Here is a 16,493-nt window from a genome sequence, read left to right on the forward strand (position 1 = left end):
AGGCCGTGCGGACGGGCCTCCGGCCGGGTCGCCCGGGACCCCGATCCACCGCACGATAGCTGACGGGTCGTCAGTTCGGCGCTAACGTGAAGCATATGGAGACCTTCCCGGAGATCATCTCGGTGGACGACCACACCGTGGAGCCCCCGCACGTCTGGCGGGACCGGCTCCCGTCCCGGTACCGCGACACCGGCCCCCGGATCGTCCGCGCACCGCTGAAGGAAATGTCCTTCCTCGGCGGCAGATTCGCCCCGGTCATGGGGGAGAAAGGGGACGAAGGGCCGATAGGGGACTGGTGGGTCTACGAGGACCTGCGCCGCCCCCTCACCCGGCTCGACACCGCCGTCGGTCTCGATCGCGACGAGATACGGCTTGAAGTGATCACCTACGAGCAGATGCGGCCCGGCTCGTACGCCGTACCCGAGCGGCTCGCCGACATGGACGTCAACCATGTGCAGTCCGCGCTCTGCTTCCCCACCTTCCCCCGCTTCTGCGGCCAGACCTTCACCGAGGCGGCCGACCGTGACCTCGGGCTGCTCTGCGTCCGCGCGTACAACGACTGGATGGTGGAGGAGTGGTGCGGGCCCGAGGCCCGGGGGCGGCTCGTCCCGCTCACCCTCGTCCCGCTCTGGGATCCGGAACTGGCCGCCGCCGAGGTGCGCCGCAACGCCGCGCGCGGGGTGCGGGCGGTCGCCTTCTCCGAGATCCCGCCGCACCTCGGACTCCCCTCGGTCCACACCGACCACTGGGACCCCTTCCTGCGCGCCTGCGACGAGACCGGCACGGTCGTCGCCATGCACATCGGCTCCTCCAGCCGGATGCCGTCCACCTCCGCCGACGCCCCGCCCGCCGTCGGCTCCACCATCACCTTCGCCAACTGCTGCTTCTCGATGGTCGACTGGCTGATGAGCGGCAAGTTCGAGCGCTTCCCGAACCTTCGGATCATGTACGCGGAGGGACAGATCGGCTGGATCCCGTACATCCTGGAGCGCGCCGACATCGTCTGGGAGGAGAACCGGGGTTGGGGCGGGGTCGCGGACAAGGTGCTGCGCCCGCCGTCCGAGCTGTTCGCCGGGCACGTCTTCGGATGCTTCTTCGACGACGCCTTCGGGCTGCGCAACCTTGACGCGATCGGTGTGGGAAATGTCCTGTACGAGACGGACTACCCGCACTCGGACTCCACTTGGCCCAAGTCCCGCGAGGTCGGCGAGGCACAGATGGGACATCTGCCCGCGGACACGGTCGAACGGATCGTCCGGGGCAACGCCATCGACCTCCTCGGCCTCACCCCGGAAGGTCTCTGGCCCGGCGCGTGAACCAGCGCGTAGGCCGGTCGCGTGGGCCGGTCCGTAAACCGGCGCGTGAACCGGCGACCCTCGCCCCATCTACCCCACTTCCCCCAACCGCCCCAGCAAAATAGATTCTTCGTACAACCTCTCGCTTCCGTCGGCAGTCCTTTCGGGTGAGGGCGCGGCACGCGCCCATCGCCCCGGAAGGGATCGCACCATGCACCATTCGTCTCGCCGGCGGCTGACCGCCGCCGTCGTCACCGTGCTCGCCGTCACCCTCGGAGCGGGAGCTGTGACCGGATCGGCCTGGGCCGCGTCCGCCGCGCCCGGCGCCTCCGCCGTCGCCGCTCCCGCCGCCGTCACGAGCACCCCGGCGCCCGTCCCGTATCCGAAGGACTCGCCGATCCTCGGGGCGGGGGTGACGGGCTTCCTCACCCGGCCCGACTCCGAACGGCCGTCCCCGCCGCACTGGTCGCTCTTCGGGGACGGCTCCGGGCAGGACGTCCGGGACTCCGCCGAGCTGCGGTCCACCCGTACCGACGACTTCCTGGTCAGCCGGTCCGTCTCCGGTGTCACCCAGCGGAACATGACGACCTCGGCCACCTTCGAGGTGCGCACCGGTCCCTCCGACGTCTACGTGGGCTCGGCGGCGGACGCCGTCTTCACCCGGACCACGGCGGCGGACGGCGGCCAGGTGCTGACGCGGCACACGAAGCGGGACGGCGACGTGCCCGTGACGGGCTTCCCGGCGGGCGCGTCCGGCTTCGCGGTCGGCCCCGGCACCGTCGATCACGCCCTGGTGACCTTCACGTCCGGCGGAACCGCCCGGTGGGGCCTGATCGATCTGGCCGCGGGCACCGTGGGCGAGCTGCGGGTGCGGCCCCCGGCGGCCACCGGTCACGTGGCCGTCTCCGCGACCCGTGTCGTCTGGACCGAGGGCGGGGACACCGACCCGGTCAAGGTCGTCCTCCTCGACCGGGCCACCGGCGCGACCCGGCAGCTTCCCGTCCCCTCCGGGCGGGCGAGCCTCAAGGTCGGTCTGGTCGGCGGCTGGGTCGTGTACGGCGAGCCCGGCGCGCTCTCGCGCGGCACCACCCTGCCGTTCGACGCGTTCACCGCGTACCACCCGGGCACCGGGGCCAAGGTGCCGCTGCTCGACCACCTCACCTCGGTCGCCGCCGGTCCCGACGGCAGCCTGTACGCGCGGGGCGGCACCGTCGCGGGGGGCGAGGGGCTGTACCGGATCGCGAGCACGGGCGACGAGCGGCCGACGGCCGTCAAGGTGGCGACCACCGGCGAGCCCACCAAGATCGTGATCGGGGCGTCGCGGGTGCCCTCGACCCTGCGTCTCGCGGACTCCGGCGAGAAGGCGTCGCTCGGCTGGGATCTCTCCCGGAGCACCGCGCGGGTGAAGATGACCCTGCGGCACACCGGCACCGGCAAGACCTACGTCGCCTACGAGGACCACCCGGTCCGGCCCGCCGTGACGTTCCTCTGGCCGGGGCAGGTCCAGGGCACGGGCGGCGCGGCGGAGGCCGCGCCCAACGGCGCGTACACCTGGGAGCTGAGCGCCGCCCCGCTCAACGGCATCGGCCCCACCGCCGTGGCCAGAGGCTCCTTCACGGTGGCGCGCGGGGTCCAGCCGCACGACCTGAACGACAACGGCACCCCCGACCTGCTGATGCGGGACGCGTCCGGCCGTCTCGTGCGCGAGGACACCTACTACAGCCCGTACCACCAGGACGGCAGGCTGGTCGGCGGCGCGGCGCGGACCTCGCTCGGCGGCGGCTGGAACGTCTACGACCGCATCGAGGCCACCGGCGACCTCGCGGGCTCCCCGGTCGGCGACCTCGTCGCCCGGGACAAGGCGGGCGTCCTGTGGCTGTACCAGGGCACGGGGAAGGGCGGCTTCGCGCCGCGCGTCCGGGTCGGCGGCGGCTGGGGGGTCTACGAGCGGCTGGCCGGCGGCAGCGATCTGACGGGTGACGGCAGGGCCGACCTCGTCGCCGCCGACAAGCAGGGCGTCCTGTGGCTGTACAAGGGGACGGGCGACGCCAAGGCGCCTCTCGCCGCCCGCAAGAGGATCGGCGGCGGCTGGGGCGTCTACAACGACCTCGTCGCCACCGGGAACCTCGGGGGCGCCGCCGCCGGAGACCTGGTCGCCCGCGACAAGGCCGGTGTCCTCTGGCTGTACCTCGGCCGGGGGGACGGCACCTTCGCCCCGCGCGTCCGCGTCGGCGGCGGCTGGGGAGCCTTCACCCAGCTCGTCGCGGTCGGCGACGCGAACGGCGACAAGCGCCCCGACCTGCTCGCGATGAGCCCGGACGGGAACTATCTCTACCAGTCCACCGGAAAGTGGGCCGTTCCCTTCAAGCCGGGGGAGATCGCACAGGTCAGTCGCCCGTTCGGCGGCGGGCAGCTCATCGGCTGACGCCCGCAGGAACGCCCGGAGGCCGGGCGGTCCGGCCGGGGCGCCCTGGAAGGGGACGCCCCGGGACGCCCGGCCTCCGGCGGCAGCGCACCCGGAACTCCCCTCCCGCATCCCTTGCCTGATGGAACGTCAGCCGTGAGCATGGCCCGGCCCGCGCGCGTATGACACTCCGTCAGGCAAGGTTCCGAGGAGGTCCCCATGGTGGTCTACGGGATGCAGCTGCCCGTCCAGTCGCAGTCCGTCCTCTACGCCGAGCCCTGGGAGGCGGCGGCGGGCCCCGCCGATCTGCTCGCCGTCGCCCGCGCCGCCGAGGCCCACGGCTTCGACTACCTCGCCTGCTGCGACCACGTCGCCATCCCGCGCGACCTCGCCGGGGCGATGAGCACCGTCTGGTACGACCCCGTCGCCACCCTCTCCTTCCTCGCCGCCGCCACCACGCGGATCCGGCTCCTCTCGCACGTCGCCGTCGTCGGACTGCGCCACCCCCTGGTCACCGCCAAGGCCTACGCCACGCTCGACCACCTCTCCGGCGGGCGGCTCGTCCTCGGGGTCGGCGCCGGGCACGTCCGGGAGGAGTTCGAGGCGCTCGGCGTGGACTTCACCCGCCGGGGCGCCCTCCTCGACGAGACCGTAGACGCGCTGCGGGCGGCCCTCGGGCCCGAGGAGTACCCCGAGCACGCGGGCGCGTTCTTCGCCTTCAGGGAGCTGGGCCAGCGCCCCCGGCCCGTGCAGCGCCGGGTCCCGCTCTGGGTGGGCGGCTCCTCCCCGGCGGCCGTGCGCCGCGCCGCGCTCAAGGGCGACGGCTGGCTGCCGCAGGGCGACCCGCGCGAACGGCTCGCCGCGCGGATCGCCACCCTGCGACGCCTCCGCGCGGACGCCGGGATCGCCGAACCCTGCACCGTCGGCGCGATCACCGAACCGCTCTACGTCGGCACGCCGGGACATCCGGTCGGCCGCCGCACCCTGAGCGGCCCGCCGCAGGAGCTGGCCGCCTCCCTGCGCGCGTACGGGGAGATGGGCGTGGACCAGATCCAGGTGCGGTTCCGCTCCCGGAGCCTTGCCGAACTCCTCGACCAGATGGCGGCCTTCGGCGCCGAGGTCGCCCCGCATCTGTAGGTCGGGTCCCGTGTGACGGCCGTCCCCGACCACCCTTTCTGATGACTCGTCAGCTCTTGACGGGTCCGGCCCGCGGTGCGACAGTCGGGCACATCGAGAATCTGATGGGTCGTCAGGTTCCATGGGAGACGACGAGGACGGTGAACCCCCTTGGAATTCGGGATCTTCGTACAGGGATACGTCGGCAGGCGCGCCGAGACCGATCCCGAAGCCGAGCACAAGGCCCTCATGGAGGAGACCGAGTACGTCGTCCAGGCGGACAGGTCCGGCTTCAAGTACGCCTGGGCCTCGGAGCACCACTTCCTTGAGGAGTACTCGCACCTCTCCGCCAACGACGTCTTCCTCGGCTACCTCGCCCACGCCACCGACCGGATCCACCTCGGCTCCGGCATCTTCAACCCGCTCGCCCCCGTCAACCACCCGGTGAAGGTCGCGGAGACCGTCGCCATGCTCGACCACCTCTCCGGCGGCCGCTTCGAGTTCGGCTCCGGCCGGGGCGCGGGCTCCCACGAGATCCTCGGGTTCATGCCGGGCATCACCGACATGAACCACACCAAGGAGATCTGGGAGGAGACCATCGCCGAGTTCCCCAAGATGTGGCTCCAGGACGAGTACGAGGGCTTCCAGGGCAAGCACTGGTCCCTCCCGCCCCGCAAGATCCTGCCCAAGCCGTACGGCGGCTCCCACCCGGCCATGTGGTACGCGGCCGGGTCCCCCTCCTCGTACGCCATGGCGGGCCGCAAGGGCCTCGGCGTCCTCGGCTTCAGCGTGCAGAAGGTCTCCGACATGGAGTGGGTCGTCGACTCCTACAAGACGGCCGTCAAGGAGGCCAGGGCGGTCGGCGACTTCGTCAACGACAACGTCATGGTCACCTCCACCGCGATCTGCGCGGAGACCCACGACAAGGCCGTCGAGATCGCCGTCGGCGGCGGACTCAACTACCTCCAGTCGCTGCTCTTCCGCTACCACGACACCTTCCCGAGGCCCGAGGGCATCCCCGAGTGGCCCGAACTCCTCCCGGAGTACTCCGCCGAGATCATCGAACTCCTCATCCAGGAGGAGCTGATGATCTGCGGCGACCCCGCGGAGGTCCTCGCCCAGTGCAGGCGCTGGGAGCGGGCCGGTGCCGACCAGCTCTCCTTCGGACTGCCGATCGGGATCTCGTACGAGGACACGATGAACTCGATCAGGCTGATCGGCGAGCACGTCATCCCGGAGATCGACACCGACCCGGTCCACCGCACCACCCGCTTCCGGCAGGCGGCGGGCGCGTAGGGCCCGCCACCCACACGTGGGCGGCGTCTTCCCGGACCGCCGCCCACGGCGCCCCGACCGCGGCGGCCCGCGGCCGGGGCACACCCACGCCCCCGCGCCCCCGCCTGCGCGCCCACACCTGCGCGCCCCGCAGCGGAAGCGCCCACGCCCCACGCACCCCAGGCGCACCAGGCCTCATGCCCCCCCCCGCGCCCCATGCCCCCCGCGCCCGAGGCGCCCCGCGCAGAAAGGGACCGTCATGCTCGACCACCTCATCACGGGAGCCACCGTCGTGGACGGCACCGGTGCCCCCGCCCGTACCGCCGACGTGGGGATACGCGAGGGCAGGATCGCCGTCGTCGCCGCCCCCGGCACCGTCCGCGAGGCGGCCCGGACCCGCGAGGACGCCGCCGGTCTCGTCCTCGCGCCCGGCTTCGTCGACCCGCACACCCACTACGACGCCCAGTTGTTCTGGGACCCGTACGCCACCCCTTCGATGAACCACGGCGTCACCACCGTCGTCGGCGGCAACTGCGGCTTCACCCTCGCCCCGCTCCACCCGGACCGGCCCGAGGACGCCGACTACACCCGCCGCATGATGGCCAAGGTGGAGGGCATGTCCCTGACGGCCCTGGAGGAGGGCGTCGACTGGGGCTGGTCCTCCTTCGGCGAGTACCTGGACGCCCTCGACGGCCGGACCGCCGTCAACGCCGGGTTCATGGTCGGCCACTGCGCCCTGCGCCGGTACGTGATGGGCGCCGACGCCGTCGGAGGGGCGCCCACCCCCGGGCAGCTGGCCCGGATGGTCGCCCTGCTCAAGGAGGCCATGGCCGCCGGTGCCTGGGGGCTCTCCACCACCCAGTCCGCCACCCACTCCGACGGCGACGGCGCCCCCGTCGCCTCCCGGCACGCGGCCCCCGAGGAACTGATCGCGCTCTCCCGCGCGGTCGGCGAACACGAGGGCACCCAGATCGAGGCGATCCTCGCGGGCTGCCTCGACCAGTTCTCGGACGCCGAGATCGACCTCTTCGTCGAGATGACGGCGGCGGCGGGCAGGCCCCTCAACTGGAACGTCCTCACCATCGACGCCGCCGTCCCCGCCCGCGTCCCGCGCCAGCTCACCGCCTCCGAACGGGCCCGCGAGTCCGGCGGCCGGATCGTCGCCCTCACCATGCCGATCCTCACCCCCATGAACATGTCCCTCGGCACCTTCTGCGCCCTCAACCTCATCCCCGGCTGGGGCGAGGTCCTGGCCCTGCCCGTCCCCGAGCGGATCGCCCGGCTGCGCGAGCCCGCGACCCGGGCGGAGCTGCTGCGCCGCGCCGACTCCCCGGAGGCGGGCGTCTTCCGGCGGCTCGCGGACTTCGGCCGGTACGTCGTCGGGGACACGTACAGCCCCGAGAACGAGGGACTGACCGGCCGGGTGGTGAAGGACATCGCCGCCGAACGCGGCCAGGACCCCTTCGGCTGCCTCGTCGAGATCTGCGCCCACGACGACCTCAGGACCGTCCTGTGGCCGATGCCCCGCGACAACGACCCGGCCTCCTGGGCGCTGCGCCGCGAGACCTGGGACCACGAGGACGTGCTGCTCGGCGGCTCCGACGCGGGCGCCCATCTGGACCGCATGTGCGGGGCGCCCTACACCACCCGCTTCCTCGGCGACTGTCTGCGCGGGCGCGGGCTCGTGCCCCTGGAACGGGCGGTGCGGATGCTGAGCGACGACCCGGCCCGGCTCTTCGGGCTCCGCGAGCGCGGCCGGATCGCCGAGGGCTTCCACGCCGATCTGGTCCTCTTCGACCCGGCGCGGATCGACGCGGGCCCGGCGACCCTCGTGCACGACCTGCCGGGGGAGAGCCCGCGGCTGGACTCCCGGGCGGTCGGGATCGTGTCGGTGCGGGTCAACGGCGTGGAGACGGTACGGGACGACGAGGTGACCGGCGCGGTCCCGGGCCGGGTGCTGCGCTCCGGCCGGGACACGAGGACGGTGAGCACCCGATGACCCGCACCGGACGGCTCTTCGTCGGCGGCTCCTGGGTGGAGCCCGACGAGGGCCACTACGAGGTGGTGAACCCGGCCACCGAAGAGGTCGTCGGTCTCGCCCCCGAGGCGTCGAGGAGCCAGGTGTACGAGGCCGCCGCCGCCGCCCGCGAGGCCTTCGCCGCCTGGTCGCGCACCCGGCCCGAGGAACGGGCGGCGCTCCTGGACCGGGCCGCCGACCTGATGGCCAGGGACGCCGGGGCCAACACGCTGCTGGCCCGTGCCGAGACCGGGGCGACGACCGGCACGGCGGCCGGAATGCAGGTCGCGGTGGGCGCCGCCCGCTTCCGGCGGTACGCGCGGGGCGCCCTGGAACCGGTCGAGCGTCCGCTGCCCCCGCAGATCAACGAGGCCGGTCCGATGGGCCGGGCCGGGATCTTCGGCGCGGTGGCGGTGCGCCGCCCGGTCGGCGTGGTCACCTGCGTCACCTCGTACAACAACCCCTGGGCCAACGCGGCGGGCAAGGTCGCCCCGGCGCTCGCCATGGGCAACACGGTCCTGGTCCGGCCCGCCCCGCAGGACCCCTTCTCCGTGTACGCGATGGCGCGGGCCCTCGAAGAGGCCGGGATCCCGCCGGGCGTGGTCAACGTGGTGACGGGCTCCACGCCGGAGACCGGGCGGGCGGCGGTGGACTCCCCGGACGTCGACATGGTGTCGTTCACCGGCTCCACGGCCGTCGGCCAGGCGATCGGCGAGGTCTGCGGCCGTCAGCTGAAGCGGCAGCTGATGGAGCTGGGCGGCAAGGGCGCGGCGCTCGTCTTCGACGATGCCGACCTGGACGCGGCCGTGCGGGGGATCGGGACGACGTTCTCCTTCTACAGCGGCCAGATCTGCACCGCCCCGACCCGGGTGCTCGCCCAGCGCGGCATCCACGACCGGCTGGTGGAGCGGCTCGCCGCCTACGCCTCCCGGCTGACGGTGGGGGACCCGGCGGAGCGGGGCACGGTGGTCGGCCCGGTGATCTCGGCGGCCCACCGCGACCGGGTGGAGGGATACGTGGAGCTGGGCCGGAAGGAGGGGGCGGTGGTCGCGGCGGGCGGCGGCCGGCCGGAGCTGCCCGGGGGCTTCTACGTGGCCCCGACGCTGCTCGTGGGGTGCGCCCCCGGGATGCGGGTGGTCCGGGAGGAGATCTTCGGGCCGGTGGTGGTGGTCGTGCCCTTCGACGACGAGGAGGAGGGGATCGCCCTCGCCAACGACAGCGACTACGGGCTGATCGACTACGTGTGGTCGGGCGATGTGGCCCGCGCCTTCCGGACCGCGGCCCGGCTGCGGGCGGGCGGGGTGGGGGTGAACACGATCGGCCGGAACATGGAGGCGCCGTTCGGCGGCTTCAAGAAGAGCGGGGTGGGCCGGGACGTGGGCTCGTACGCGCTGCACGCGTACAGCGAGTTGCAGTCGGTGGTGTGGCCGGGCTGAGGGGCCCGGAAACCCCCTCCGACCAGCCCGGGAACCCCCTCCCGGCCGTCCGGGGCGGCCGGGAGGTTACCAGGGCGAATCGCCGGAAAATTCCTCGGGAAATTTTGGAAACGGACATTTGGGGCCAGGCTGCGGTTCCCGCATATCGGACGCGGACCGACCGACCTACCAGTTGGTCGGTCGCCGTGGTTGTCGATCTTTCAATCATTGGCAAGTCGCGGACGAGCCCCTGGGATTGCAAGGCGATGATCGTTCAGTTGATCGGATTTCGATCTTCCGGATGTGGAAACCGCACCGTTTAACGTCCTGTTCATGACTCAGGTGGATGTCCGGCCCCGGGCCGGAGACACGGTAAGGGGCGTCGACGCCCCTGGCGGCACGCAAGGCGTGCGCACCAAGGGCCTCGGCGGAAATTCCGTCGGCCTCCTCGGCAGTGCCGTCATCGGCATCTCCACCGTCGCCCCCGTCTACTGTCTGACCTCCACCCTCGGCTCCACCGCCGGCGAGGTGGGCCTCCAGATGCCCGCCGTCTTCCTCGCGGGCTTCCTCCCGATGCTCCTCGTCGCCTTCGCGTACCGGGAACTCAACCGGGTCATGCCCGACTGCGGCACCTCCTTCACCTGGACCGTCAAGGCCTTCGGCCCCCGGATCGGCTGGATGTGCGGCTGGGGCCTCGTCATCGCGACGATCATCGTGCTCTCCAACCTGGCCGGCGTCGCGACCTCCTACTTCTGGCTCCTCGCGGGCGAGATCAGCGGCAGTGACTCGATCACCGCCCTCGACGGCAACAAGGCCGTCCACATCGTCACCTGCCTGGCGCTCATCGCCACCGCGACCGCCATCAGCTACCGGGGCATGACCGCCACCAAGGGCATCCAGTACACCCTCGTCGGCCTCCAGCTCGTCGTGCTCGCCGTCTTCGTCGGCATGGCCCTGTCGAAGGCCGGTTCCTTCGAGACCTCGGTCAGCTTCTCCTGGTCCTGGATGAACCCCTTCGCGGTCCAGTCCTTCGCCGCCTTCACCGCCGGACTCTCGCTCTCGATCTTCATGTACTGGGGCTGGGACGCCTGCATGGCGAGCAACGAGGAGACCACCGGCAGCGCCAAGACCCCCGGCCGCGCCGCGCTCATCGCGATGGTCGTCCTGGTCGGCTCCTACCTGGCCACCGGCATCGCCGCCCAGATGGTCGTCGGCTCCGGCGACCAGGGCCTCGGCCTCGCCAACCCGAAGACCTCCGACAACGTCTTCGCCGCCCTCGCGGGCCCGGTGATGGGCCCCACGCTCGGCATCCTGCTCTTCGTCGCCGTCCTCGCCTCGGCCGCCGCCAGCCTCCAGACGACCTTCATCCCGGTCGCCCGCACGGTCCTCGCGATGTCCACGTACGAGGCCCTGCCGAAGTCCTTCACCAAGGTCCACCCGGTCTTCAAGACCCCCGGCAAGGCGACCGTCGTCGCGGGCATCGCCACCGGCGTCTTCTACACGGTGATGACCCTGGTCAGCGAGCACGTCCTGGTCGACACGATCTACGCGCTCGGCCTGATGATCTGCTTCTACTACGCGCTGACGGCCTTCGCCTGCGTCTGGTACTTCCGCGGCGACCTCTTCCGCTCCGCCCGCGACTTCGCCTTCAAGGGCCTCATGCCGCTGCTCGGCGGCCTCATGCTGACCGCCGTCTTCGCCAAGACGCTCTACGACATGTGGAACCCGGCCTACGGCTCCGGCTCCGCCGTCTTCGGCGTCGGCTCGGTCTTCGTGATCGGCGTCGGACTGCTGCTGCTCGGCGCGGTCATCATGCTGGTCATGCAGCGCCGCAGCCCCGCCTTCTTCCGGGGCGAGGTCCTGACGAAGGAGACCCCGTCGCTGGTGCTGCCCGACTGAGGCACTCCGGGGCACCCCCCCAAGCGCGAAGGTGACGGGCCCGTGGGGGGTCCCGTCACCTTCGCTTCTTCCGTTCCGGCTCTGCCCCGGGGCCGGTTCAGCCCTTCGGGAGCAGGCCCCCCACCAGCGAGGACGCGTGCGGCAGCGGCGCCTTCCCGCCGGGCTTCGCCTTCGGCATCAGCAGACCGCTGAGCGGCACCACCGAGGGCAGGTTGAGCCCGCCGGTGTCGGCGGACGCGGTCCCGGCGGCGAGGGCGCCACCGGAGACGGTGAGACAGGTCAGGACGACTGCGGTGAGGATCTTCTTCATGCCCGCACCAACGCGGAGGAGACCGGTCCGGTTACGACCGGGAGGACGCGCGCCCGCTCACAGCGCCGTACCGGCGGGCTGGCGGACGGTGACGTTCAGCCGGTTGAACAGGTTCGTCAGCGCCACCATCAGCGTGATCGCGGCGAGCTGCTTCTCGTCGAAGTGATCGGCGGCGGCGTCCCAGATCTCGTCCGGCACCGCGTCCGAGGTGTCGGCGAGCCGGGTCGCCGCCTCCGCCAGGGCGAGCGCCGCCCGCTCCTCCTCGGTGAAGTGCGGCGACTCGCGCCAGGCGGAGACCGCGAACAGCTTGTCGTCGGCCACCCCGTGCTTCCGGGCGCTCTTCACGCCGTATTCGACGCAGAAGCCGCAGTTGTTGATCTGGCTGGCCCGCAGGTGCACCAGTTCGAGGACGGACTCCGCCACCCCGCCCTGCCGGGTGGCCTTCACCAGCCCCTGGATCGCGGCACCGGCCTCGGGAAGCAGGTAGGCGGGGTTGGTCATACGGGGCTTGGGCTCGTACGTCATGGGAATCGCTCCTCGGCGTCTCGGGTCTCGCGCGGGTGCCGTGCTTTCCGCTTCACCTCCCTGACGGAGCGGGCGACGGGGATGTGACGGCTTCCGGAAAATTCTTTTCCGGCGGGATTCCCGCGCGCCCCCGCGCCGGGCCCCCGCCCGCCGGAGGTTCCGCACCCCTGTCCGGGGCGCCGCCCCCTCGGAAAACCGGCCGGTACGCCCTACCGTGCCGCTATGCGGATCTCGACCACGATCTTCCTGACCGACGAGACCATCACCCCCGTCCGGCTCGCGCGCGAGCTGGAGGAGCGCGGCTTCGGCGGGCTCTATCTGCCCGAGCACACCCACATCCCCGTCGAGCGGAGCACGGCCTACCCGGCGGGCGGCGAACTGCCCCGGGAGTACAGCCGCACCCTCGACCCCTTCGTCTCCCTCTCCATGGCCGCCGCCGTCACCGAACGCCTCCACCTCGGCACCGGCGTCACCCTGGTCGCCCAGCACGACCCGATCGCCCTGGCCAAGCAGGTCGCCACCCTCGACCACCTCTCCGGCGGCCGCTTCACCCTCGGCGTCGGCTTCGGCTGGAACCGCGAGGAGGCCGCCGACCACGGCGTCACCTGGTCCGAACGGCGGGACCTGGTCGGCGACCGGGTCGGCCTCATGCGGGCCCTGTGGGCGGCCGAACCGACCGCGTACGAGGGACGCCACGGCGACTCCGTACGCGCATCCGAGGCCTGGCCCAAGCCCGCCGGGGGAGCCCCGCGCGTCCTCGCGGGCGGCGCGGGCGGCCCCCGGCTCTTCGCCGGGATCGCCGCCTGGGCCGACGGCTGGCTCCCGGTCGGCGGCGGCGGCCTGACCGAGACCCTGCCGGTCCTCCGCGAGACCTGGGAGAAGGCGGGCCGCGACCCGGAAACCCTCCGGATCGTCCCGTACGCCGTCGTCCCCACCCCCGGCAAACTCGCCCACTACGCCGAACTGGGCTGCGAGGAGGTCGTCCTCCAACTCCCGCCCGCCCCGGAAGCGGAGGTCCTGCGGACCCTGGACGCGTACGGACGGTACGTCTGAGCGGGGAGTGAGGGAGTACGGAGCCGGGGGAGGCGGGGCGGTACGGGCCGGAGGGGCGGGTGGGGCGGGCGCGTGATGTCGGGCGCGTGATGTCGGGCGGTACGGGCCGTGGCCCCGGGCGGTCCTGGCCCGAGTCCGGGCGGTCCGGGGCCTCACCCCCGCCAGGCCACCCCGGGGCCCTGCCCGGCCCGGCCGTCCCCAAGCCTCAAGCCCCAGGTCCTGCCTCGCCCGGCCCAGCCGTCTCCCAGATCCCGCCCGGCCCGGCCAGGCCCGGCGATCCCCCAGGTCCCGTCCAGCCCGGCCCGGCCAGCCCCAAGGCCCCAAGCCCCCAAGACTCACCCCACCTCACCCCACCCCGCCAAGCCATTCACCAGCCCTCGTTCCGGCCTGTTCCGGTCCGTCCCGGTCTCCCTGCGGGGACCCGCAGTCTCTTCCCACTGTCCGCTCGTATGCTCGGTTCATGACGGATCACCAGGAAGAACGGCCCACCGCGAACGCCATGCGACGAGCACTCCGGCGCGCCCGCGACGGGGTCGCGCTCGACGTGGAAGAGGCCACCGTGCTGCTGCGGGCACGCGGCGACGACCTGGCCGATCTCGTCGCCTCCGCCGGACGGGTCAGGGACGCGGGCCTCGCGGCGGCGGGCAGGCCCGGGGTCATCACGTACTCCAAGAGCGTCTTCATCCCGCTCACCCGGCTCTGCCGGGACAAGTGCCACTACTGCACCTTCGTCACCGTCCCCGGCAAGCTCCGCCGGGCCGGGCACGGGATGTTCATGTCCCCGGACGAAGTCCTCGACGTCGCCCGGCGCGGCGCCGCGCTCGGCTGCAAGGAAGCCCTGATCACCCTCGGCGACAAGCCCGAGGACCGCTGGCCCGAGGCCCGCGAGTGGCTCGACGCGCACGGCTACGACGACACGATCGCGTACGTCCGCGCCATGGCCATCCGCATCCTGGAGGAGACCGGCCTCCTCCCGCACCTCAACCCGGGCGTCCTGTCCTGGACCGACTTCCAGCGTCTCAAGCCGGTCGCCCCCTCCATGGGCATGATGCTGGAGACCACCGCGACCCGGCTCTGGTCCGAGCCCGGCGGCCCTCACCACGGCTCGCCCGACAAGGAACCCGCCGTCCGGCTGCGGGTCCTTGAGGACGCCGGACGCTCCTCCGTCCCCTTCACCTCGGGGCTGCTGCTCGGCATCGGCGAGACCCTGGAGGAGCGCGCCGAGTCGCTGTTCGCGCTGCGCCGGATCTCCCGCGCGTACCACTCCCTCCAGGAACTGATCATCCAGAACTTCCGTGCCAAGCCGGACACGGCCATGCGCGCGATGCCCGACGCCGAACTCGACGACCTCGTCGCCACCGTCGCCGTGGCCCGGCACATCATGGGCCCCTCCGCCTGCCTCCAGGCCCCGCCGAACCTCGTCGACGCCGACTACGAACGGCTCATCGCGGCGGGCATCGACGACTGGGGCGGCGTCTCCCCGCTCACCATCGACCACGTCAACCCCGAACGGCCCTGGCCGGCGATCGAGGAACTGGCCGCCCGCTCCCGCGCCGCCGGGTTCGAACTGCGCGAACGGCTCTGCGTCTACCCCGAGTTCGTCACCCGGGGAGAACCCTGGCTCGACCCCCGACTCCTCCCGCACGTCCGCGCCCTCGCCGACCCCGAGACCGGCCTCGCCCGCCCCGACGCACCCGTACGGGGCCTGCCCTGGCAGGAGCCCGACGAGGCGTTCACCGCCACCGGCCGCACCGATCTGCACCGGACCATCGACACCACCGGCCGCACCCACGACCGGCGCGACGACTTCGACGAGGTGTACGGCGACTGGGAGGCGCTGCGCGAAGCCGCCGCCCCCGGGCTCGTCCCCGAGCGCGTCGACGCGGACGTACGCGAAGCGCTCTCCGTCGCCGCCGACGACCCCACCCGGCTCACCGACGCCCAGGCCCTCGCCCTGCTGCACGCCGACGGGCCCGCCCTGGACGCGCTCACCCGGATCGCCGACGACGTACGGGCGGCGGTCAACGGCGACGACGTCACCTACGTGGTCACCCGGAACATCAACTTCACCAACGTCTGCTACACCGGCTGCCGCTTCTGCGCCTTCGCCCAGCGCCGCACCGACGCCGACGCGTACACCCTCTCCCTCGACCAGGTCGCCGACCGCGCCCAGCAGGCGTGGGAGGTCGGCGCGGTGGAGGTCTGCATGCAGGGCGGCATCCACCCCGACCTGCCCGGCACCGCCTACTTCGACATCGTCCGCGCGGTGAAGAAGCGTGTCCCCGACATGCACGTGCACGCCTTCTCCCCGATGGAGGTCGTCAACGGCGCGACCCGTACGGGACTCTCGATCCGGGAATGGCTCACGGCGGCGAAGGAAGCCGGACTCGACTCGATACCCGGCACCGCCGCCGAGATCCTCGACGACGAGGTCCGCTGGATCCTCACCAAGGGCAAACTGCCCACCGCCACCTGGATCGAGGTCGTCACCACCGCCCACGAGCTGGGCCTGCGCTCCTCCTCCACGATGATGTACGGCCATGTCGACCAGCCCCGGCACTGGCTCGGCCACTTCCGCACCCTGGCCCGCGTCCAGCAGGAGACCGGCGGCTTCACCGAGTTCGTCACGCTCCCCTTCATCCACACCAACGCCCCCGTCTACCTCGCCGGCATCGCCCGCCCCGGCCCGACCGTCCGCGACAACCGCGCGGTCATCGCGATGGCCCGCCTCCTCCTCCACCCCCACATCCCCAACATCCAGACCAGCTGGGTCAAGCTCGGCACCGAGGGCGCCGCCGAGATGCTCCGCTCCGGCGCGAACGACCTCGGCGGCACCCTGATGGAGGAGACCATCTCCCGGATGGCCGGATCGAGTTACGGCTCCTACCGCTCGATCCGCGACCTGGAGTCCATCGCGGCGGCGGCCGGCCGCCCGGCGAAGCCCCGCACCACCCTCTACGGCGAGGTCCCCGAGGAACGGCAGCGCACCGCGCGGGCCTCGGACGGACATCTTCCGGAACTGCTGCCGCTCCTCCCGAAGGAGGACAGGGCCTGACGCCCGCAGGGCCCCACTCCCCCCAGCTCGACCCGTGATGGGTCAAGTCCGGTCAAAAGTGGCCGGAAGGGCGTCGGATCACATAACGTTCTGGCCCCCAATCGCGCGGACCCGGTCCATTACAGTGCT

Annotated in this window: 11 protein-coding genes; 9 read left to right on the forward strand and 2 right to left on the reverse strand. The window is 72.4% G+C overall.

From position 1 onward, the window contains the following. Nucleotides 1–95: 95 nt before the first annotated feature. From BU197_RS13530 to BU197_RS13560, 7 genes are all read left to right on the forward strand, one after another. Nucleotides 96–1,316 carry an amidohydrolase family protein gene (locus BU197_RS13530; RefSeq protein ID WP_188268504.1) on the forward strand — a complete coding sequence of 407 codons (1,221 nt, stop codon included), beginning with the start codon at nucleotides 96–98 and terminating at the stop codon, nucleotides 1,314–1,316. 190 nt (nucleotides 1,317–1,506) lie between these two features. Then, on the forward strand, nucleotides 1,507–3,720 hold the full coding sequence (locus BU197_RS13535; RefSeq protein ID WP_188268505.1) for an FG-GAP repeat domain-containing protein: 2,214 nt from the start codon (nucleotides 1,507–1,509) through the stop codon (nucleotides 3,718–3,720). 198 nt (nucleotides 3,721–3,918) lie between these two features. After that, the gene (locus BU197_RS13540) at nucleotides 3,919–4,836 is read left to right on the forward strand and encodes an LLM class F420-dependent oxidoreductase (RefSeq protein ID WP_188268506.1); all 918 of its coding nucleotides are present in this window, start codon (nucleotides 3,919–3,921) and stop codon (nucleotides 4,834–4,836) included. Between the two features lie 150 nt (nucleotides 4,837–4,986). Beyond that, entirely contained in the window at nucleotides 4,987–6,111 is a 1,125-nt protein-coding gene (locus BU197_RS13545; protein WP_188268507.1) for an LLM class flavin-dependent oxidoreductase, read from the forward strand. Nucleotides 6,112–6,349: 238 nt separating this feature from the next. Next, entirely contained in the window at nucleotides 6,350–8,089 is a 1,740-nt protein-coding gene (locus tag BU197_RS13550) for an N-acyl-D-amino-acid deacylase family protein (RefSeq protein WP_188268508.1), read from the forward strand. After that, nucleotides 8,086–9,543, forward strand: a complete 1,458-nt coding sequence (locus BU197_RS13555) for an aldehyde dehydrogenase family protein (RefSeq protein WP_188268509.1) — start codon at nucleotides 8,086–8,088, stop codon at nucleotides 9,541–9,543. The genes BU197_RS13550 and BU197_RS13555 overlap by 4 nt, the downstream gene beginning before the upstream one ends. 312 nt (nucleotides 9,544–9,855) lie before the next feature. Continuing rightward, nucleotides 9,856–11,421, forward strand: a complete 1,566-nt coding sequence (locus BU197_RS13560; protein WP_188268510.1) for an APC family permease — start codon at nucleotides 9,856–9,858, stop codon at nucleotides 11,419–11,421. 97 nt (nucleotides 11,422–11,518) lie between these two features. On the opposite strand, the gene BU197_RS13565 is transcribed toward BU197_RS13560, so the two are convergent. Both BU197_RS13565 and BU197_RS13570 read right to left on the reverse strand, forming a co-directional pair. Further along, nucleotides 11,519–11,731 (reverse strand): hypothetical protein, encoded by a 213-nt coding sequence (locus tag BU197_RS13565; protein WP_188268511.1) that lies wholly within the window; start codon nucleotides 11,729–11,731, stop codon nucleotides 11,519–11,521. A 57-nt stretch (nucleotides 11,732–11,788) separates the two neighbouring features. Further along, the gene (locus BU197_RS13570) at nucleotides 11,789–12,256 is read right to left on the reverse strand and encodes a carboxymuconolactone decarboxylase family protein (RefSeq protein WP_223182817.1); all 468 of its coding nucleotides are present in this window, start codon (nucleotides 12,254–12,256) and stop codon (nucleotides 11,789–11,791) included. A gap of 222 nt (nucleotides 12,257–12,478) precedes the next feature. Between BU197_RS13570 and BU197_RS13575 the strand changes: the two genes are divergently transcribed. Both BU197_RS13575 and BU197_RS13580 read left to right on the forward strand, forming a co-directional pair. After that, a complete protein-coding gene (locus BU197_RS13575) occupies nucleotides 12,479–13,309 on the forward strand; it encodes an LLM class F420-dependent oxidoreductase (RefSeq protein ID WP_188268512.1) in 831 nt (276 codons plus the stop codon). Between the two features lie 460 nt (nucleotides 13,310–13,769). Further along, entirely contained in the window at nucleotides 13,770–16,364 is a 2,595-nt protein-coding gene (locus tag BU197_RS13580) for a bifunctional FO biosynthesis protein CofGH (protein ID WP_188268513.1), read from the forward strand. Nucleotides 16,365–16,493 lie beyond the last annotated feature (129 nt).

The organism is Streptomyces sp. CBMA291 (genome assembly GCF_014596525.1).
Taxonomy (GTDB): domain Bacteria; phylum Actinomycetota; class Actinomycetes; order Streptomycetales; family Streptomycetaceae; genus Streptomyces.